Source organism: Streptomyces mabaensis, assembly GCF_053763515.1.
Window position 1 is genome coordinate 1 of the sequence record NZ_JBSOPZ010000066.1, and the last position, 17,289, is coordinate 17,289.

The window sequence follows — 17,289 nt, forward strand, 5'->3', positions numbered from 1 at the left end:
GTGTCCCTTCAAGGCATCAAGAACTGGGGACGTTCATCCGTACGCGGGTGGGGACGTTCACGTGTACGCCGACAATCACGCCAAGCTACGACTGGGGGAGGCCGTGGCCTCGGCCCTCTCCCGCAGGGCTGCCGAAGCCGGTCAGCGCGCCGTGCGCGAGCTGACGCCGCTGGCCGACGCGGTTGCCGCCGGACCGGAGGTCCAGGGATGCGCACTCAATGTGTCGTTCCTCGTGAACCGGGACGACAGCGAGAGCTTCCGCAGGACGGCCGAGAGGTTCGCCGACGCGCACCGCGAACGGGTCGAGCTCCGACTGGCCGGGCCACTGCCCTGCTACAGCTTCGTGCCCGTCGAGAGCCGGCTCGCGCCGGCGGCCGGAGTGTGACATGGGACTGATCACAGGACTGCTCACATGCCCGCTGGCTCCGGTCCGCGGAGTGATCTGGGTGGCGGAGAGACTTCAGGACGCCGCCGATCGCGAACTGCACGACCCGTGCGTGCTCCGCGCACAGTTGGCCGGGCTCAACCACGATCTTGAAGACGGGAACATCAGCCTGGAGGAGTTCGAACGCGAAGAGGAACGTCTGCTCGACCGACTGCATGAATCGGCCGCGCGGCGCTGAACAAGCGAAGGGTGACTCTCATGGACGAGCAAACCAAGGTGGCCCTCGCAGCCGCAGTCGTGGGCGGCTACGTGCTGGGACGTACGAAGAAGGGCCGGCTGGCCCTCTCGGTCGCCACCTACCTGGCAGGCAGGCGATTCGGCCTCGACCCGCGCCAGCTCGCTGCGGAGGGGGTGCGCAGGCTGGGAGAGCTTCCGCAGGTCGCCGAGCTGCAGGATCAGCTGAAGGGCGAGGTCCTCGAGGCGGGCCGCAAGGCGATGACCGCTGCCGCCAACCGAGGGATGAGCTCGCTGGCGGACGCCATCGGCGACCGTACGGCCCGACTCCGCAAGCCGGAGGCGGAGGAGGGGGAGGAAGAGGAGTACGAGGAGGAGCCGGAGGAAGAGGGCGAGGAAGAGCCCGAGGAGGAGTACGAGGAAGAGCCTGAGGAGGAAGAGGAGGAAGAGGAGGAAGAGGAGGAGGGCGAGGAAGAGCCCGAGGAGGAAGAGGAGGAAGAGGAGGAGGGCGAAGAACCGGCGGCAGAGGAAGAGGAAGAAGAGGAGGAGGAAGAAGAGGAGGAAGAGCCGGAAGAAGAGCCGGAAGAAGAGCCCGAAGAAGAGCCGGAGCCTGCGCGAGCACGGCGGCGCCGTGGTCCGAGCGAGGGCGCGCGGCCTTCGAGGCCGGCGGCGAGAAGGGCGGCACGCGGGAAGGCGGCCCCGGCACGGAAGGTGACGGCTGAGGGCAGGAAGGCGGCCCCGGCCAAGAAGACAGCAGCGAAGAAGGCGGCCCCGGCCAAGAAGACAGCCGCGAAGAAGGCGGCGCCGGCCAAGAAGACAGCCGCGAAGAAGACCGCGGCGAAGCGGGCTGCTCCGGCCAAGAAGACCGCGGCCAAGAAGACCGCGCCGGCCAAGAAGACGGCCTCGTCGAAGCGCGCGACGAAGCAGCCGGCCAAGCGCGGCGAGCGGCGGAGGTAGGCGGCCATGGCCAGGACTGATCGAGACGAGTCGGAGACGCCGGAGAAAGAGGAATCCGGTCTTGACCGGCTGCGCGACGAGCTGACGAACTACCTCAGTGCGCAGGCGGGAAACCTGGCCGACAAGGCCGGCGACAAGATGTCCGGCCTCACGGACAAGTTCACCGACGTGGCCGACAACGCCGGGTCGCTGCCCGCGATCGGCTCCCGCATTCTCGGCGGCGAATCTCCCCTGAAGGCATTCGTCTCCGAGAAGGCCAAGGGAGTCAAGGACAAGGTCATGGGCAAGGCCAAGGAGGTCTTGGGCGGCGGCAAGGGGAAGCGCAAGTCCAGTGGCAGCAAGGTCATGAACATCGTCGAGGTCCTTGATGTCGGAGTGCCTCTGCGCACGGCCTACGACCACTGGACTCAGTACGACAAGTTCAGCAGCTTCGCCAAGGGCGTTCGGGACGTCTCCAAGACGGATGAGATGTCCAGTAACTGGAAGGTCAAGATCGCCGTATCCTCGCGCAGCTACAAGGCGACCGTTCAGGAGCAGATCCCGGACGACCGCATCGTCTGGACCTCCGAAGGCGCCAAGGGTTCTACCCGCGGTGCCGTCAGTTTCCATGAGCTGGCCCCGACTCTGACCCGCATCGTCCTGCTGGTCGAGTACTACCCGTCCGGTTTCTTCGAGAAGACGGGCAACCTGTGGCGAGCCCAAGGCCGCCGGATGCGGCTCGACTTCAAGCACTTCCAGCGGTACGTCACCCTCACCCAGGAAGAGCCGGAAGGCTGGCGCGGAGAGATCAGGGACGGCGAGGTCGTCGTCTCGCACGAAGACGCCGTGGAAGAGGAGGAGGCGGCCGAGGCCGAGGGCCAGGAGGACGAGTACGAGGGCGAGGACGAGGGCGAGGGCTACGAAGACGAGGAAGGCGAGGAAGGCGAAGAGGAGGCCGAGGAGGAGGGCGGCGAAGAAGGCGGCGAAGAAGGCGAGGAGGACGAGGGCGAGTGGGAGGAAGAGGAGGAAGAAGAGGGTGAAGAGGGCGAAGAAGGCGACGAAGACGAGTCCGGTGACGATGAAAGACGCTGAGGTGTCCCAGTGACCGACGTCGACTTCAGACAGGTCTCCCAGCCGGTCGCCGGGCCGCAGACCACCAACCTCGCCGACATCCTCGAACGCGTCCTCGACAAGGGGATCGTCATCGCCGGTGACATCAAGATCGACCTCCTCGACATCGAGCTGCTGACCATCCGGCTTCGTCTGTTCGTGGCCTCGGTCGATACGGCCAAGAAGGCCGGCATCGACTGGTGGGAGACCGACCCGGCCCTCAGCTCGCGCGCGTACCGCAGTGAACTCCAGGAGGAGAACCGTCGGCTGCGCGCGCAGTTGGAGGCGCGTGAATCCGATCCGGACGAGCGTGACCCTGATGCGGGCGACAACCCGCCCCAGGAACGGGCCAAGGAGAAAAGAACCACATGACACAGCGGGTCCCCGGCTCCCCGGACGCCGTCGCCACCTATGTGTTCGCCGTCTGCCGCACGCTGGAACCGGCCGCGGTCGCCGGCCTGCCCGGCCTCGACACCGAAGCCCCCGTACGCGCGCTTCCGTTCGGGAGGCTCACCGCCGTGGTCCAGGCCGTACCAGCCGCCGACTCCACCGAACAGGCCTGGCAGGCGCGCCTCTCGGACCGCGATGAGCTGGAACGGTGTGCCCGCGCCCATCACGAAGTGGTCTCCGCGGCCGCCGCTCGCAGCTGCACGGTCCCCCTGCCGCTCGCCACCCTCTACCGCAGCGACGATGCGGCGCGGCAGGCTCTCAGCGCCGAGACGGACCGCTTCCTCGCCGCGATGACCCGCATTGAAGATCACGCGGAATGGGGGGTGAAGGTCTACGTGTCGAGTACGCCGGCCGAGCCCGGCAGCAAGCAGCCCGCCGATCGCACACCCGCCGCTCACACCCGCCCGGCCCCCGGTGCCGGCCTCGCCTACCTGGAGCGCAAGCGAGGCATCCAGCAGCAGCGCGAACGGCATCATGAAGCGGCTCTGCGGATTGCCGAGGAGGTCGACGCCGAGCTCCGGGGTCTCGCTGCCGCGTTCCGCCGGCTGCCCCCGCACAGTCAGGAAGTGTCGGGACGACAACGCGTTCAAGTGCTCAACGCCACCTACCTGGTGGCCGAGAAGCGCGCGCAGGAGCTTGCCGTACGGGCACAGACGCTGCGGCAGCGGACGGGCGCCGGCATCGAACTCTCGGGACCGTGGGTGCCGTACTCCTTCGTCGGCGAGGTGTGAGGTGGTGCGCGAGGCAGTGCCGTGGGACGCGCCGGAGCCCTTGTCCGGCCCGGTCGGGGTTCCGCTCGTCGACCTCCTGGACCGGGTCCTGGCCACGGGCGTGGTCATCAGCGGCGATCTGGTCATCGCGATCGCCGACGTCCCGTTGGTGCGGCTGTCGCTGCACGCACTTCTGTCGTCGGTCAGCGAACGCGTTCCCGCGCCCTGGGCCGATGGAGGCCCGCTATGACGAGCTCACGACTCGACCTGGACTCCGAGCAGATGGGTCGCGACCTGGTCGCGCTGGTCCTCACCGTGGTGGAGCTGCTGCGACAGCTGATGGAACGTCAAGCGATCCGCCGGGTGGAACAGGGCGACCTTTCCGACGAGCAGGTCGATGAGATCGGTACGACGCTCATGCTGCTCGATCAACGCATGACAGAACTCTGTGACCAGCACGGGCTGCGCCTGGAAGACCTCAACCTCGACCTCGGGCCACTGGGAACCCTGCTGCCCCCCGGATAGAAGACGCCCGACGCCCGACGCCCGACGCCCGACGGCCGACTGCCGGCCGCCGGGCGCCGTCGGGCCGGCGCTCAGTGCTTGAGGGTGTCCTTCGCCTTCGCTGCCGTCTGCTTCGCGTCGCTCTTGATCTGTTCGCGCTTGCCCTTCATCTCGAGGCTCTCGTTGCCGGTCGCCCTGCCGACCGCTTCCTTCGTCTTTCCCTGGGCGGTCTTTCCCGCGTTCTTGGCCTTCTTGCCCGCACCCATGGCTGTCCACCTTCCGGAGGGTCTCCGACCGCGGCACGGCCGGAGACACGGTGTGATTTTACTCCAATATGGACAAAAGCCTAGAAAGGGGGTGCGCGCGGGCCTACGCCAGACGGATCACGTCACCTTCTACGGTGATCTTCTTCGCCTCCAGCGGACGCGGGGCCGGGCCGCCCTCCACCGAGGCGTCCCTGACGCTGAACCTGCTCCTGTGACAGGAGCAGTCGATGGTGCCGTCCGCGACCTTGCTGACCGTGCAGCCCTGATGGGTGCAGACCGCCGAGAAGGCCTTGAAGTCGCCTGCCTCGGGCTGCGTCACCACGATCTTCTGGTCCGCGAACACTTTGCCGCCGCCCACCGGGATGTCCGCCGTCCTGGCCAGCTCCTCGCCGCCGGGCGGCTGGGCCTGCGCGGCCGAGGTCGCCGCCGGGGTGCTTTCCGTACCGCCGTCGCCCTTGTCGCCGGACTCGCCGCAGCCGACGAGCGCGCCGCTCGCCACCGCGGCGCCCGCCGCGAGTACCGTCCGCCGGCCCGTGGTTTCTCGCATGGCCGTCTCCCTCATGTCGTCGTGAAGAGAAGTCGTGCAGAGCAGGAGCATCTTGGCGCCGAACGCCCCGAAGACGAAGCACCCCACGAGGGCGTACCCCCCGCACGCGCGTGCCGTACGCCGAACAGACGCGGTTCAGGAGCCGGCCGGCCACGGTACGAGCGACAGTGCCCGGCCCGCGGCGTCCCGCCGCACCTCCAGCAGCCCGGTCACGGCGGCCCGGTCGACGGGCCCGTAGACATGCGGGTAGAGCGACTCCCCGGAGCCCTCCCGGCGGACCTCCACCTCCAGCAGCGTCTCGTCGATCAGCAGCACCAGCAGCGGGCCGGCGGTGTCCCGGTAGTGCGCATCGGCGATGGCCAGCGCCGATCCCTCGTCCGCCGAGCAGTGCACGAAGCCCTCGGCGGCGAGGGACGCAGGGGTGTAGGGGAGGCCGGGCGAGGCGACCCACTCGTCCAGGGGCACGACATGAAAGATCATGCCGCTCGTTCTACCGCAGGTGCGGCGCCGCACCGGCGGCCGCTGCCCACCGGCGGCGCGGCCGTCTCGCAGGACGGGCGCCGGGGCCTCGGGGCAGCTGCGCTGGCTACGCTGACCGCAGCAGGAACACCCGAGGTGCGGAGCAAGGAGCAGACGTGGCGGTACGAGCGGTCCGGGGAGCCGTCCAACTCGAACGGGACGAGGCCGGGCACATGGACGAGCAGGTCAGCGAGCTGCTCACCGCCGTCCTGGAGCGGAACGGCCTCACCGCCGACGACCTCATCAGCATCTGGTTCACGGCCACGCCCGATCTGCGCAGCGACTTCCCGGCCGCCGCCGCCCGTAAGCTCGGCATCGTCGACGTACCCCTGATCTGCGCCCAGGAGCTGGACATCGTCGGCGCCATGCCGCGCGTCGTCCGCATCCTCGCGCATGTCGAGACCGAGCTTCCCAAGGCCAGGATCGCGCACGTCTACCTCGGCGCCGCCGGCGCCCTCCGCAAGGACATCGCCCAGTGAGAACCGCACTCGTCATCGGCAGCGGCCTGATCGGCACCTCCGCCGCACTCGCGCTCGCCGGCCGCGGGGTCACGGTCCACCTGGCCGACCACGACCCGGCCCAGGCGCGCACCGCGGCGGCCCTCGGCGCCGGTACGGACGAGCCGCCGGAGGGCCCAGTGGACCTGGCGATCGTCGCCGTCCCGCCCGCGCACGTCGCGGCGACCCTGGCCGACGCGATGCGGCGCGGCATCGCCCGCGGCTACATCGACGTGGCCAGCGTCAAGGGCGGCCCGCGCCGCGAACTGGAGGCCCTGGGCCTCGACCTCACCCCGTACATCGGTACCCACCCGATGGCCGGCAAGGAGCGTTCCGGCCCGCTGGCCGCCACCGCCGACCTCTTCGAGGGCCGCCCCTGGGTGCTCACCCCGACCCGGGACACCGACACCGAGGTGCTCAACCTCGCCCTGGAGCTGGTCGCCCTGTGCCGGGCCGTGCCGGTGGTCATGGACGCGGACGCGCACGACCGGGCCGTGGCGCTCGTCTCGCACACCCCGCAGCTGATCTCCAGCATGGTCGCGGCCCGGCTGGAGAGCGCCGACGAGTCGGCGGTACGGCTGTGCGGCCAGGGCATCCGCGACGTCACCCGGATCGCCGCCTCCGACCCCCGGATGTGGGTCGAGATCCTCACCGCGAACCCGGGACCGGTCGCCGACGTGCTGGCCGGGGTCGCCGCCGACCTCGAAGAGACCGTCCAGGCGCTGCGCGCCCTGCAGTCCTCCGACGAGGACAAGCGCCGGGGCGGGGCCGAGGGCATCGAGGACGTCCTGCGCCGCGGCAACGCGGGCCGGGTACGGGTGCCCGGCAAGCACGGCGCGGCCCCCACGGCGTACGAGGTCGTGGCGGTCCTGATCAGCGACCGGCCGGGCGAGCTGGCCCGCATCTTCGCGGACACCGGCAGCGCGGGCGTCAACATCGAGGACGTCCGGATCGAGCACGCGACCGGCCAGCAGGCGGGCCTGGTGCAGCTGATGGTGGAACCGCGCGCGGTACCGGTCCTGACAGCGGCCCTGCGCGAACGTGGCTGGTCGATCCGACAGTAGGGCCGGCTGGTGCCGGGCGGTCCCGAATACTCGGTAACCTTGTGCGGGGGCGCTCACGCGTGCCCGCCCTCCGCCCGTCCTCCCGTCCCGTGTACCAGGAAGGTGTCCACCACCGTGGAAACCGCAGGAACCGCCGCCCGGACCGCCCCGGCAGCTGTGATTGTCGCCATCGACGGTCCCTCCGGCACGGGCAAGTCCAGCACCTCCAAGGCCGTCGCCGCCAAGCTCGGACTGCACTACCTGGACACCGGCGCCCAGTACCGCGCCATCACCTGGTGGATGATCACCAACGGTGTCGACGTGGGCGACGCGGGCGCCGTCGCCACCGCCGCCGGCAAGCCCTCCATCGAGTCCGGTACGGACCCGGCCGCCCCGACGATCACCGTCGACGGCCTGGACGCCTCGGGCCCGATCCGCTCCCAGGAGGTCACCTCCAAGGTCAGCGCGGTCAGCGCGGTGCCGGAGGTACGGGCCCGGATCACCGAGCTGCAGCGCTCCATCGCGGCCGGGGCCGAGGGCGGCATCGTCGTCGAGGGCCGTGACATCGGTACGACCGTCCTGCCGGACGCCGACCTGAAGGTCTTCCTCACCGCATCCCCGGAGGCGCGCGCCGCCCGGCGCAGCGGCGAGCTCAGGGGCAAGGAGGCCCTGGGGCTCGCGGCCACCCGGGATGCGCTGATCAAGCGGGACGCGGCCGACTCCGGCCGCCATCTCTCGCCGCTCGCGAAGGCGGACGACGCGGTCGAGGTGGACACCACCGAGCTGACGCTGGACCAGGTCATCGAGTGCGTCGTCACCCTCGTCGAGGGGAAGCGGGCGGCCGCGTGAGCACACCCACCCCGCGGGGTGCGGCGGTCGGCCGACGGATCGGCATCGGGCTGATGTACGGGCTGTGGAAGCCGCGCGTACTGGGCGCCTGGCGGGTCCCGGCGAGCGGACCGGTCATCCTGGCCGTCAACCACGCGCACATCATCGACGGCCCGATGCTGATGGGCACCGCACCGCGGCCCGTGCACTTCCTGATCAAGAAGGAGGCGTTCGTCGGTCCGCTCGACCCGTTCCTGCGCGGAATCGGTCAGCTGAAAGTGGACCGTACGACCGCAGACCGCGCCGCGATCACCCAGGCCCTCGGGGTACTGGAGGACGGTGGCGTGCTGGGGATCTTCCCCGAGGGCACCCGGGGCGAGGGCGACTTCGCCTCGCTGCGCGCGGGGCTCGCCTACTTCGCCGTACGCAGCGGGGCGCCGATCGTCCCGGTGGCGGTGCTGGGCAGCACCGGCAGGAACGGACGGCTGATACCGGCGCTGCCGCCGCTGCGCAGCCGCGTCGACGTGGTGTTCGGCGAGGCTTTCGCGGCGGGCGAACCGGGCGGCCCACGTACGCGCAAGGTGCTGGACGAAGCCACCGTGCGCATCCAGGAGCGGCTGACCGCCCACCTGGAAAACGCCAAGCGTCTCACCGGGCGCTGGGCGAGACTTGAGTCCTGAGTAGTGGGCCGCGGACCGCGGTCCATCGATGATGCAACGAACGAGGTACGGACTTCATGAACGACCAGATCCACTCCGGCGACGAGCACGGGGAGCTTGGCGACGCCGAGTACGCGGACTTCATGGAGCTCGCCGCGCAGGAGGGCTTCGACGCCGAGGACGTCGAGGGCGCGATCGGTGAGGCCGGTCACGGCCCGCTGCCCGTCCTCGCCGTCGTGGGCCGCCCGAATGTCGGCAAGTCGACCCTGGTGAACCGCATCATCGGCCGCCGCGAGGCCGTCGTCGAGGACAAGCCCGGCGTCACCCGCGACCGCGTCACCTACGAGGCCGAGTGGGCCGGCCGCCGCTTCAAGGTCGTCGACACCGGCGGCTGGGAGCAGGACGTGCTCGGCATCGACGCCTCCGTCGCCGCCCAGGCCGAGTACGCCATCGAGGCCGCCGACGCGGTCGTCTTCGTCGTCGACTCCACGGTCGGCGCGACCGACACCGACGAGGCCGTCGTCAAGCTGCTGCGCCGGGCCGGAAAGCCCGTCGTTCTGTGCGCCAACAAGGTCGACGGCCCGAGCGGCGAGGCGGACGCGACCGCGCTGTGGTCGCTCGGTCTGGGTGAGCCGCACCCCGTCTCCTCGCTGCACGGCCGCGGCACCGGCGACATGCTCGACGCCGTTCTCGAGGCGCTGCCCGAGGCGCCCGCCCAGACCTTCGGCACGGCCATCGGCGGCCCGCGCCGTATCGCGCTCATCGGCCGCCCGAACGTCGGCAAGTCGTCCCTGCTCAACAAGGTGGCCAGGGAGGAGCGGGTCGTCGTCCACGACACGGCCGGCACCACCCGTGACCCGGTCGACGAGCTGATCGAGCTCGGCGGCGTCACCTGGAAGTTCGTGGACACCGCCGGTATCCGGCGCCGGGTCCACCTCCAGGAGGGCGCGGACTACTACGCCTCGCTGCGTACCGCCGCCGCCGTGGAGAAGGCCGAGGTCGCGGTCGTACTGATCGACGCGAGCGAGTCCATCAGCGTCCAGGACCAGCGGATCATCACCATGGCCGTCGAGGCCGGTCGCGCGATGGTCGTCGCCTTCAACAAGTGGGACACCCTCGACGAGGAGCGCCGCTACTACCTGGAGCGCGAGATCGAGACCGAGCTCGCCCAGATCGCCTGGGCCCCCCGGGTCAATGTCTCGGCCCTGACCGGCCGCCACATGGAGCGGCTGGTCCCGGCGATCGAGACCGCTCTGGAGGGCTGGGAGACCCGTGTCCCGACGGGTCGGCTGAACGCCTTCCTGGGCGAGATCGTCGCCTCCCACCCGCACCCGATCCGGGGCGGCAAGCAGCCGCGCATCCTGTTCGGTACGCAGGCCGGCACCAAGCCGCCCCGCTTCGTGCTCTTCGCCTCGGGCTTCCTGGAGCACGGCTACCGGCGGTTCGTCGAGCGTCGGCTGCGCGAGGAGTTCGGCTTCGAGGGCACCCCGATCCACATCTCGGTGCGGGTGCGGGAGAAGCGCGGCGGCAAGAAGAAGTAGCGCCGGCCGTACGGCGTCACTGCCCCCTGCGGGGCGCGGGCGGCAGCGCCGCCGGGAGGTGATTCCCGGTGTGGTGCTGCCGCCCGCCGCTGTTTCCGTTCATGCCGTGGCCGCCGTGGCCGGCCGATCCGCCGTGGCCTGCTGGCCCGGTGTGGTTGCTGTGGCTGCCGGGGCTGCTGTGGCCCGCGCTGCCGCTGTGCCATGCGCCGCTGTGCCACGAGGCCCCGTGGCCGCCCGGACCGCCGTGCATCCCGCTGCCGAAAGCCGTGAACCCCAGATCCTCCTCGCCGCTGCGATCGCCCGGCAGGGCCCGGAAGGCCCGGCGGTACTCGGAGTACAGCGCGTCGTAGATCGGGGTGTGCGAGACGTGGCCTGCCTGAGGGTCCCGCGACGGTCGCATCGCAGGGATCTGGCTGGTGAACGGCTGGTGGCGGGAGGGGTCGTATGAATGCACGTATCTGCCAACGAACCGGGCGCCCGACGGATGCGGGCCGAGCGAGGAAATCGCAGATCGCCGGGGGTGCGGCGGACGCGTCCGGCACACCCCCGGCGTACACCGGACCCTCAGGTGCCCGCCAGCGGCATCGCGGCGGCGACCAGCAGTCCGGACGCGGCGGCCTTCTCCAGGGCGTCCCGGAGCAGGTCCTCGCGCGGCTGCTGGCCGATGGAGCCGACTGGAGCCGCGTACACCAGGACGGTGTGTGACCGGTTGGCCGCCGCGCGCCAGCCATCGGTGACCTGGAGCGGCTGGTGCGCCTGCCACCACGCGACCGGGCTGCCGCCGCCGGTGCCGGGCTGGAGTACGGCGTGCAGCTGGCCCATGGCGAGCAGGACGGACCAGCCGGGCAGGCCGGCCGGCCGCCTGGAGACGTCCGTGACCGGCAGGAAGCCCTGCTCGATGAGGAGCGGCAGGAAGTCGTCGCCGGGGCCGGAGGTGCCGGGGCGGGCGATCCGCGCGGTCGGCTCGACGACGAGGGCGGGATGCAGCTCCCCTTCGAGGAGTACGAGTCCGCTGGTCACGCCCAGCACCGCCTGCCCGCCGGGCTGTCCTGCCTGGGCGGGGACGCCGGACCGGTCCGCCGCTCCCTCCTCGGCGGTGATGCTGCGGACGGCGCCCTGGAGCTGCTCCTCGGGCACCGTCACCACCTGGGACGGGATGCAGGACGCGTGGGCGAAGGCGAGCACGGCCGTCTCGTTGCCGACGAACAGCACGGTGCTGGTGCGTTCCTGCTCGGCGTCGCCCGGGGTGCGGCACGAGGTGCAGTCGTAGTTGCCCGGCGCGGTCTCGCCGGCGAGCAGCAGGTCGGCTTCTTCGTCGCCGATCTCGGCGCGTACGTCCTCACTGACGTCGAGCATGCGCGGCACGGGGTGCTCCTCGGACTCGGTGCGGTGCCGGGTGGTTCCCGGCTCTCAGAGCACAACGGGCGATCCGCGGCGGGAGTCACGCAGGAAGGGGAACGGAATCGAACCGGCGGCCGCCCGAGGCCGACCGGGTGGGTCTTCCCGGCCGGCCGCGCGGCACCGGAAGAATGATCCGTAGAGCTGTTTAGCGTGACCGGATGTCAAAGTTCCGCTTCTGGCCGGTCGCCCTGCTCACCGCCGTTCTCGCGGCCGTGTCACCAAACGCCCGGGCCGACCCGCCGCCACCGGCCGCCGGGCCGACTGCAGCGACCCCCGGGGCCCCCGCCGCGTACACCTGCGCCGGCACCGGCTGGCCGTGGAACTGCCTCGCCGAGTGCGAGAGCGGCGGAGACTGGCACATCAACACCGGCAACGGTTTCTACGGCGGACTGCAGTTCTGGCAGCCGACCTGGGTGGCGTTCGGCGGGCTCCGCCACGCGGAGCGGGCCGACCTGGCCACCCGCAAGCAGCAGATCGAAGTGGCGGAGGAAGTGCTGCGTACGCAGGGCTTCGAGGCCTGGCCGGTCTGTTCCGAGCGGTACGGGCTGGCCGGCCGCGCGCACATCGTCGGCCGGGGTGAGACGCTGAGTTCCCTGGCCCGCCGGTACGGGGTCGCGGGCGGCTGGAGTGCGCTGTACCGGTCCAACGCGGCGGTGGTCGGTCCGTCCCCCGACCGGCTCGCCACCGGCGTCGTGCTGGCCCTGCCGTAGGACGCGGGCGCCGGATGCCGAGGTTGGGCCGCCTGCCCGGTGAACGCCATGGCGCCGTGGCGGAGTTCGGGCCCGGCCACCGGTGCCTCGGCGTGCTCCCGGCCGGCCTGCTCCCCCTGAAGTCCTGGCCGGTTGGTGAGATCCTTGACGTGCTATCAATGGCACAGCTGTTCGCCGACCACGAACGGCCGTTCACAACAGGGGGATCTGTCCGCGCATGCACATTTCGTTTTTGCTCCACAACGCGTATGGAATCGGCGGCACGATCCGGACGACGTTCAACCTCGCCGAAGCGCTCGCGGAGCACCACGACATCGAAATCGTCTCGGTCTTCCGGCACCGGGAGCAGCCGATGATGGGCGCGCCTGCGGGGGTGACCATGCGTCACCTGGTGGATCTGCGCAAGGACAGCGCCGAGTTCGCCGGCGAGCACCCCGACCGGGCCGTCCCGGCCAAGGTGTTCGCGAGCGGCGACGGCCGCCACAAGCAGTACAGCCGGCTCACCGACATCCGGATAGCCGAGCACCTGAAGTCCCTGGAGGCGGACGTCGTCGTCGGCACCCGCCCCGGCCTCAACGTGCACATCGCCCGGCAGGCCCGGCGCGGCCCGGTGCGGGTCGGTCAGGAGCACCTGACGCTCGACAGCCACAGCTACCGGCTGCGGCGCGAACTGGGCAGCCGGTACGCGCTGCTCGACGCGATCACCACGGTCACCGAGGCCGACGCCCGCGCGTACCGCACCAGGCTGCGGCTGCCCGGCGTACGCATAGACGCCGTGCCCAACAGCGTGCCCGCCTCCTCGGTCGGACCGGCCGACGGCTCGGCGAAGGTGATCGTCGCGGCCGGCCGGCTCACCCCGGTCAAGCGGTACGACCTGCTGGTGCGCGCTTTCGCCAAGGTGGTCGCGGCCCACCCCGACTGGCGGCTGCGGATATACGGCAGCGGCGACGCGACCGGCAACGAGAAGAACGCCCTGGGTACCCTCGTCAAGGACCTCGCCCTCGGCGGCCATGTCTCCCTGATGGGCTCGGTCAGTCCCCTGGAACCCGAGTGGGTCAAGGGCTCGATCGCGGCCTCCACCTCCCGGCTGGAGTCCTTCGGTATGACCATCGTCGAGGCGATGCGCTGCGGGCTGCCCGTCGTCTCGACCGACTGCCCGCACGGCCCGCGCGAGATCATCGCCGACGGTGTCGACGGCCGGCTGGTGCCCCCGGGCGATGTGGAGGCGATCGCGAGCGCGCTGCTGGAACTGGTCGAGAACGAGGAGCTGCGGCACCGGATGGGCCGGGCGGCCCTGGTGGCCGCGGCCCGCTTCGACCCGGCGCTGATAGCCGAGCGCCACGAGGCGATCTTCACCGAACTGCTCGCCGGTCACCGCGGCCGTTCGCGCAGCACGCTGCGCGACTCCGTGCTGCGTGGCCGTGGGGCGGCGCTGGGCGGGGTCTACGCCCTGCGGGACGTGGCCGCGGCCCAGGTCAGGAAGCGCCGCGCCGCCTGACGAGCCGGACCCTGCGGCGGGCGTGAGTTCTTGCGGACAGCCGCTGTCCGCAAGGACTGGCAGACTCGCACGCATGTTGGAGACCTCGGCACGACTGCTGCGCCTGCTGTCACTGCTCCAGGCCCACCGCGAGTGGTCCGGCGCCGACCTCGCGGACCGGCTCGGCGTCACGCCCCGCACCGTACGGCGTGACGTCGACCGGCTGCGCGAGCTCGGTTACCCCGTCAACGCCAGCCCCGGCACGGGCGGCGGCTATCAGCTCGGCGCGGGGGCCGAGCTGCCGCCGCTGCTGCTCGACGACGAAGAGGCCGTCGCCGTCGCCGTCGGCCTGCGCACCGCCGCCGGCCACGGCATCGAGGGCATCGGCGAGACCTCCGTACGCGCCCTGGCCAAGCTCGAACAGGTGCTGCCGAGCCGGCTGCGCCGGCGGGTCGGCGCGCTCCACGCCTTCACCGTCCCCATGCTGCGCGACGCGGGGAACACGTCGGTCGACCCGTCCGTACTCACGGAACTGGCCAACGCCTGCCGGGACAGCGAGCGGCTGCGCTTCGAGTACCGCGACCACGAAGGCTCCGCCACCCGGCGCACCGTCGAACCGCACCGCCTGGTGTGCAGCGAACGACGCTGGTATCTCGTCGCCTGGGACCTGGACCGCGGCGACTGGCGGACGTTCCGCGTGGACCGGATCGAGCCCAGGCCACCGCACGGGCCGCGCTTCGTGCCGCGCGAGCCGCCGGCCGACGACCTGGCCGCGTATGTCTCGCAGGGGGTCTCCACCCGCGCCTACGCCGCCCGGGCGACCATCCGCCTGCTGGTGCCGATGGAGGAGGCGGCCCGGACCGTCTCGCCGTCCGCCGGGGTGCTGGAGGCTGTGGACGAGCACAGCTGCCTGCTGCGCACCGGCGCCGCGAGCCTCGATGTGATGGTGATCCATGTGGTGCTGATGGGCTTCGAGTTCGAGGTGGTCGAGCCGGCCGAGCTTTCCGACCACATCACGGCGGTACGGGACCGGCTTTCCCGGGCTCTGAACTGACCTCCCGCCGCTCGGCGGCCAGCAACGCGTACTCGGGGTGGTGCAGGTCGAAGGCCGGTGACTCGGAGCGGATCCGGGGGATCGTCACGAAGTTGTGCCGGGGCGGCGGGCAGGACGTCGCCCACTCCAGGGAGCGCCCGAATCCCCACGGGTCGTCGACCTCGACCTTCTTGCCGTACTTCGCGGTCTTCCAGACGTTGTAGAGGAACGGCAGGGTGGACAGGCCCAGCAGGAAGGACCCGATGGTCGAGATCATGTTCAGTGCGGTGAAGCCGTCGGCCGCCAGATAGTCCGCGTAGCGGCGGGGCATGCCTTCCGCACCCAGCCAGTGGTGCACCAGGAACGTGGTGTGGAAGCCGACGAAGAGTGTCCAGAAGTGGATCTTTCCGAGCCGCTCGTCAAGCATCTTGCCGGTGAACTTGGGCCACCAGAAGTGGAAGCCGGCGAAGGTCGCGAAGGCCACGGTTCCGAAGACGACGTAGTGGAAATGCCCCACCACGAAGTACGAGTCGGTGACATGGAAGTCCATCGGCGGCGAGGCAAGGATCACTCCGGTCAGCCCGCCGAACAGGAAGCTCACCAGGAAGCCGACGGCCCAGAGCATCGGGGTCTCGAAGCTCAGCGAGCCCTTCAGCATCGTGCCCGCCCAGTTGAAGAACTTCACCCCGGTCGGGACCGCGATCAGGAAGGACAGGAGGGAGAAGAACGGCAGCAGCACCGCGCCGGTGACGAACATGTGGTGCGCCCAGACGACCACCGAGAGGCCGGTGATGGCCATGGTCGCGGCGACGAGCGTGACGTATCCGAAGATCGGCTTCCGGGAGAAGACCGGGATGATCTCGGTGATGATGCCGAAGAAGGGCAGAGCGATGATGTAGACCTCGGGATGCCCGAAGAACCAGAACAGATGCTGCCAGAGCAGCGCCCCGCCGAACTCCGGCTGGAACACCATCGATCCGAACCGCCGGTCGGACGCGAGCACCAGCAGCGCGGCGGCGAGCACGGGAAAGGCGAAGAGCACCAGGATCGAGGTGAAGAGCACGTTCCAGGTGAAGATCGGCAACCGGAACATGGTCATACCGGGCGCGCGCATCGCGATGATCGTGGTGATGAAGTTGACCGCGCCGAGGATCGTGCCGAAGCCGGAGAGCGCGAGTCCCATGATCCACATATCGGCGCCGATACCGGGGCTGCGCTCCAGACTGTTGAGCGGGGCGTAGGCGGTCCACCCGAAGTTCGGCGGCCCGCTCTGGGGGGTCAGCAGAGAGCCGAGCACGATCACGCCGCCGAAGAGGTAGAGCCAGTACGCCAGCATGTTCAGCCGGGGGAACGCCACGTCGGGCGAGCCGATCTGCAGCGGCATGATCGCGTTGGCGAAGCCGGCGAAGGCCGGGGTGGCGAAGAGCAGCAGCATGATCGTGCCGTGCAGGGTGAACGCCTGGTTGAACTGGTTGTTCGACATCAGCTGCAGGCCCGGGCGGGCCAGCTCGGCCCGCATCATCAGGGCCATCACACCGGCGATCAGGAAGAACAGGAACGACGTGATCAGGTAGAGATGCCCGATCTTCTTGTGGTCGGTGGTGGTCAGCCAGTCCACGACGATCCGGCCGGGATGGCTGGCCCGTTCCGGTCCCGGTCCCGCAATGGCCTCGGCGGTCTCCGTCCCCATCGCTGTCCCCTCGGTGGTCCGTCCTGTCTGCGGATCGGGCTTCAGGCTCAAGCCATGATGCTCGCAGGCAGCGGTGGGCAACAGGGCGCGGACGCGCCAGGACACATCTGTCGTGTGGAACGGCTGGGGACGGTGTGAGGGGCAAATGGCCCGTCAACTCGCAGGCGCGCCGAAGGCCGTCCGGGAATTCACGGGCGGGCGTTCGGCGGAGCCGTCCGGGCGGTAATTCGGCGGGTAATTCGGCGCGGTGCGCGCGGGCCGCGGAATTGCGGCGAGTGAACTGCGGAACTGTCCGTTCGAGTCAGTCCGTTCGAGGGAAACGGGTGTCGGGATCCTGTGACAGAAGCGTGACCCGTGAGGGACGAAAGGCGGGGCGCCCGGCTGACGGGCCCGACTACCGCCGCTGCCGTCCGGCGCCTACGGTGAGGGGCATGGCACCCATACCGACCCCCTCCCAGGATCCCGCCGACAGCCCCGAGTCGTACGTCGGCCTGGACGCCGCCGCCGCCGAGCGGCTGGCCCGCAGCCGCGGCTGGAGCACCGTCAGATCGCTGCCGCCCGGCGCGATCATCACGCTGGAGTACCTGGCCGGACGGCTGAACTTCGAGGTCGACGGCGGCGTCGTCCGCCGCTGCTGGAAGGGCTGAGCCCCGGCTTACGAACCGGTCTGTTACGGCAGAGGGGGGGGGGGGGGGGGGGGGGGGGGGGGGGGGGGGGGGGGGGGGGGGGGGGGGGGGGGGGGGGGGGGG

22 protein-coding genes and 1 pseudogene are annotated in these 17,289 nt (G+C 70.6%); 17 read left to right on the forward strand and 6 right to left on the reverse strand.

The window, feature by feature from the left end:
* Nucleotides 1-79 precede the first annotated feature (79 nt).
* The 8 genes and pseudogenes from ACWV17_RS33070 to ACWV17_RS33105 form a co-directional block, all read left to right on the forward strand.
* Nucleotides 80-385, forward strand: a pseudogene (locus tag ACWV17_RS33070) (GvpL/GvpF family gas vesicle protein); the annotation flags it as partial.
* A 1-nt stretch (nucleotide 386) separates the two neighbouring features.
* Nucleotides 387-623, forward strand: coding sequence for a gas vesicle protein GvpG (locus ACWV17_RS33075; protein WP_455354592.1), 237 nt, complete (start codon nucleotides 387-389; stop codon nucleotides 621-623).
* 20 nt (nucleotides 624-643) lie between these two features.
* Nucleotides 644-1,576: a histone protein gene (locus ACWV17_RS33080; protein ID WP_455362561.1), complete on the forward strand. Its 933-nt coding sequence runs from the start codon at nucleotides 644-646 to the stop codon at nucleotides 1,574-1,576.
* Nucleotides 1,577-1,582: 6 nt separating this feature from the next.
* Nucleotides 1,583-2,647 carry an SRPBCC family protein gene (locus tag ACWV17_RS33085; protein WP_455362562.1) on the forward strand — a complete coding sequence of 355 codons (1,065 nt, stop codon included), beginning with the start codon at nucleotides 1,583-1,585 and terminating at the stop codon, nucleotides 2,645-2,647.
* Between the two features lie 9 nt (nucleotides 2,648-2,656).
* Nucleotides 2,657-3,037 (forward strand): gas vesicle protein, encoded by a 381-nt coding sequence (locus ACWV17_RS33090; RefSeq protein ID WP_455362563.1) that lies wholly within the window; start codon nucleotides 2,657-2,659, stop codon nucleotides 3,035-3,037.
* The gene (locus tag ACWV17_RS33095) at nucleotides 3,034-3,846 is read left to right on the forward strand and encodes a GvpL/GvpF family gas vesicle protein (RefSeq protein WP_455362564.1); all 813 of its coding nucleotides are present in this window, start codon (nucleotides 3,034-3,036) and stop codon (nucleotides 3,844-3,846) included. The genes ACWV17_RS33090 and ACWV17_RS33095 overlap by 4 nt, the downstream gene beginning before the upstream one ends.
* Nucleotide 3,847: 1 nt before the next feature.
* Nucleotides 3,848-4,075, forward strand: coding sequence for a gas vesicle protein (locus ACWV17_RS33100; protein ID WP_455362565.1), 228 nt, complete (start codon nucleotides 3,848-3,850; stop codon nucleotides 4,073-4,075).
* Entirely contained in the window at nucleotides 4,072-4,350 is a 279-nt protein-coding gene (locus ACWV17_RS33105; RefSeq protein ID WP_455362566.1) for a gas vesicle protein K, read from the forward strand. Before ACWV17_RS33100 ends, ACWV17_RS33105 begins: the two co-directional genes overlap by 4 nt.
* Before the next feature lie 71 nt (nucleotides 4,351-4,421).
* On the opposite strand, the gene ACWV17_RS33110 is transcribed toward ACWV17_RS33105, so the two are convergent.
* The 3 genes from ACWV17_RS33110 to ACWV17_RS33120 all read right to left on the reverse strand — a co-directional run bounded on the left by ACWV17_RS33110 (nucleotide 4,422) and on the right by ACWV17_RS33120 (nucleotide 5,622).
* Nucleotides 4,422-4,595: a CsbD family protein gene (locus ACWV17_RS33110; protein ID WP_455354599.1), complete on the reverse strand. Its 174-nt coding sequence runs from the start codon at nucleotides 4,593-4,595 to the stop codon at nucleotides 4,422-4,424.
* Between the two features lie 103 nt (nucleotides 4,596-4,698).
* Nucleotides 4,699-5,142, reverse strand: coding sequence for a Rieske (2Fe-2S) protein (locus ACWV17_RS33115; protein WP_455362567.1), 444 nt, complete (start codon nucleotides 5,140-5,142; stop codon nucleotides 4,699-4,701).
* 135 nt (nucleotides 5,143-5,277) lie between these two features.
* Nucleotides 5,278-5,622 carry a DUF952 domain-containing protein gene (locus tag ACWV17_RS33120; protein ID WP_455362568.1) on the reverse strand — a complete coding sequence of 115 codons (345 nt, stop codon included), beginning with the start codon at nucleotides 5,620-5,622 and terminating at the stop codon, nucleotides 5,278-5,280.
* A gap of 155 nt (nucleotides 5,623-5,777) precedes the next feature.
* Here ACWV17_RS33120 and aroH point away from each other — a divergent pair, with 155 nt between their 5' ends.
* From aroH to der, 5 genes are all read left to right on the forward strand, one after another.
* On the forward strand, nucleotides 5,778-6,140 hold the full coding sequence (gene aroH / locus ACWV17_RS33125) for a chorismate mutase (RefSeq protein ID WP_455354602.1): 363 nt from the start codon (nucleotides 5,778-5,780) through the stop codon (nucleotides 6,138-6,140).
* On the forward strand, nucleotides 6,137-7,222 hold the full coding sequence (locus ACWV17_RS33130; RefSeq protein ID WP_455354603.1) for a prephenate dehydrogenase: 1,086 nt from the start codon (nucleotides 6,137-6,139) through the stop codon (nucleotides 7,220-7,222). The genes aroH and ACWV17_RS33130 overlap by 4 nt, the downstream gene beginning before the upstream one ends.
* A gap of 102 nt (nucleotides 7,223-7,324) precedes the next feature.
* Nucleotides 7,325-8,050: a (d)CMP kinase gene (cmk, locus tag ACWV17_RS33135; RefSeq protein WP_455354604.1), complete on the forward strand. Its 726-nt coding sequence runs from the start codon at nucleotides 7,325-7,327 to the stop codon at nucleotides 8,048-8,050.
* A gap of 53 nt (nucleotides 8,051-8,103) precedes the next feature.
* Entirely contained in the window at nucleotides 8,104-8,709 is a 606-nt protein-coding gene (locus ACWV17_RS33140; protein WP_455362574.1) for a lysophospholipid acyltransferase family protein, read from the forward strand.
* 56 nt (nucleotides 8,710-8,765) lie between these two features.
* Nucleotides 8,766-10,229, forward strand: a complete 1,464-nt coding sequence (der, locus tag ACWV17_RS33145; RefSeq protein WP_455354605.1) for a ribosome biogenesis GTPase Der — start codon at nucleotides 8,766-8,768, stop codon at nucleotides 10,227-10,229.
* A 16-nt stretch (nucleotides 10,230-10,245) separates the two neighbouring features.
* Here der and ACWV17_RS33150 read toward each other — a convergent pair whose 3' ends face one another.
* Nucleotides 10,246-10,629 carry a hypothetical protein gene (locus ACWV17_RS33150; protein WP_455362569.1) on the reverse strand — a complete coding sequence of 128 codons (384 nt, stop codon included), beginning with the start codon at nucleotides 10,627-10,629 and terminating at the stop codon, nucleotides 10,246-10,248.
* A gap of 164 nt (nucleotides 10,630-10,793) precedes the next feature.
* On the reverse strand, nucleotides 10,794-11,594 hold the full coding sequence (locus tag ACWV17_RS33155; RefSeq protein WP_455362570.1) for a hypothetical protein: 801 nt from the start codon (nucleotides 11,592-11,594) through the stop codon (nucleotides 10,794-10,796).
* Nucleotides 11,595-11,788: 194 nt separating this feature from the next.
* Here ACWV17_RS33155 and ACWV17_RS33160 point away from each other — a divergent pair, with 194 nt between their 5' ends.
* From ACWV17_RS33160 to ACWV17_RS33170, 3 genes are all read left to right on the forward strand, one after another.
* The gene (locus ACWV17_RS33160; protein WP_455362571.1) at nucleotides 11,789-12,340 is read left to right on the forward strand and encodes a LysM peptidoglycan-binding domain-containing protein; all 552 of its coding nucleotides are present in this window, start codon (nucleotides 11,789-11,791) and stop codon (nucleotides 12,338-12,340) included.
* A 217-nt stretch (nucleotides 12,341-12,557) separates the two neighbouring features.
* A complete protein-coding gene (locus ACWV17_RS33165) occupies nucleotides 12,558-13,838 on the forward strand; it encodes a glycosyltransferase family 4 protein (RefSeq protein ID WP_455362572.1) in 1,281 nt (426 codons plus the stop codon).
* Between the two features lie 73 nt (nucleotides 13,839-13,911).
* Nucleotides 13,912-14,871 (forward strand): helix-turn-helix transcriptional regulator, encoded by a 960-nt coding sequence (locus tag ACWV17_RS33170; RefSeq protein ID WP_455362573.1) that lies wholly within the window; start codon nucleotides 13,912-13,914, stop codon nucleotides 14,869-14,871.
* Here ACWV17_RS33170 and ctaD read toward each other — a convergent pair.
* A complete protein-coding gene (gene ctaD, locus ACWV17_RS33175) occupies nucleotides 14,831-16,540 on the reverse strand; it encodes an aa3-type cytochrome oxidase subunit I (protein WP_455354741.1) in 1,710 nt (569 codons plus the stop codon). The genes ACWV17_RS33170 and ctaD overlap by 41 nt on opposite strands.
* Nucleotides 16,541-16,971: 431 nt before the next feature.
* Between ctaD and ACWV17_RS33180 the strand changes: the two genes are divergently transcribed.
* Nucleotides 16,972-17,187 (forward strand): I78 family peptidase inhibitor, encoded by a 216-nt coding sequence (locus tag ACWV17_RS33180; protein ID WP_455354611.1) that lies wholly within the window; start codon nucleotides 16,972-16,974, stop codon nucleotides 17,185-17,187.
* The last annotated feature ends 102 nt before the right edge of the window (nucleotides 17,188-17,289 follow it).

Excerpts from the sequence above, each read along its gene's own strand:
- ACWV17_RS33075 (WP_455354592.1), top strand. The coding sequence starts at position 387 with ATGGGACTGATCACAGGACTGCTCACATGCCCGCTGGCTCCGGTCCGC.
- ACWV17_RS33080 (WP_455362561.1), top strand. The coding sequence starts at position 644 with ATGGACGAGCAAACCAAGGTGGCCCTCGCAGCCGCAGTCGTGGGCGGC.
- ACWV17_RS33085 (WP_455362562.1), top strand. The coding sequence starts at position 1,583 with ATGGCCAGGACTGATCGAGACGAGTCGGAGACGCCGGAGAAAGAGGAA.
- ACWV17_RS33095 (WP_455362564.1), top strand. The coding sequence starts at position 3,034 with ATGACACAGCGGGTCCCCGGCTCCCCGGACGCCGTCGCCACCTATGTG.
- ACWV17_RS33105 (WP_455362566.1), top strand. The coding sequence starts at position 4,072 with ATGACGAGCTCACGACTCGACCTGGACTCCGAGCAGATGGGTCGCGAC.
- ACWV17_RS33110 (WP_455354599.1), bottom strand. The coding sequence starts at position 4,595 with ATGGGTGCGGGCAAGAAGGCCAAGAACGCGGGAAAGACCGCCCAGGGA.
- ACWV17_RS33115 (WP_455362567.1), bottom strand. The coding sequence starts at position 5,142 with ATGCGAGAAACCACGGGCCGGCGGACGGTACTCGCGGCGGGCGCCGCG.
- ACWV17_RS33120 (WP_455362568.1), bottom strand. The coding sequence starts at position 5,622 with ATGATCTTTCATGTCGTGCCCCTGGACGAGTGGGTCGCCTCGCCCGGC.
- ACWV17_RS33140 (WP_455362574.1), top strand. The coding sequence starts at position 8,104 with ATGTACGGGCTGTGGAAGCCGCGCGTACTGGGCGCCTGGCGGGTCCCG.
- der (WP_455354605.1), top strand. The coding sequence starts at position 8,766 with ATGAACGACCAGATCCACTCCGGCGACGAGCACGGGGAGCTTGGCGAC.
- ACWV17_RS33150 (WP_455362569.1), bottom strand. The coding sequence starts at position 10,629 with ATGCGACCGTCGCGGGACCCTCAGGCAGGCCACGTCTCGCACACCCCG.
- ACWV17_RS33160 (WP_455362571.1), top strand. The coding sequence starts at position 11,789 with ATGTCAAAGTTCCGCTTCTGGCCGGTCGCCCTGCTCACCGCCGTTCTC.
- ACWV17_RS33165 (WP_455362572.1), top strand. The coding sequence starts at position 12,558 with ATGCACATTTCGTTTTTGCTCCACAACGCGTATGGAATCGGCGGCACG.
- ACWV17_RS33170 (WP_455362573.1), top strand. The coding sequence starts at position 13,912 with ATGTTGGAGACCTCGGCACGACTGCTGCGCCTGCTGTCACTGCTCCAG.
- ctaD (WP_455354741.1), bottom strand. The coding sequence starts at position 16,540 with ATGGGGACGGAGACCGCCGAGGCCATTGCGGGACCGGGACCGGAACGG.
- ACWV17_RS33180 (WP_455354611.1), top strand. The coding sequence starts at position 16,972 with ATGGCACCCATACCGACCCCCTCCCAGGATCCCGCCGACAGCCCCGAG.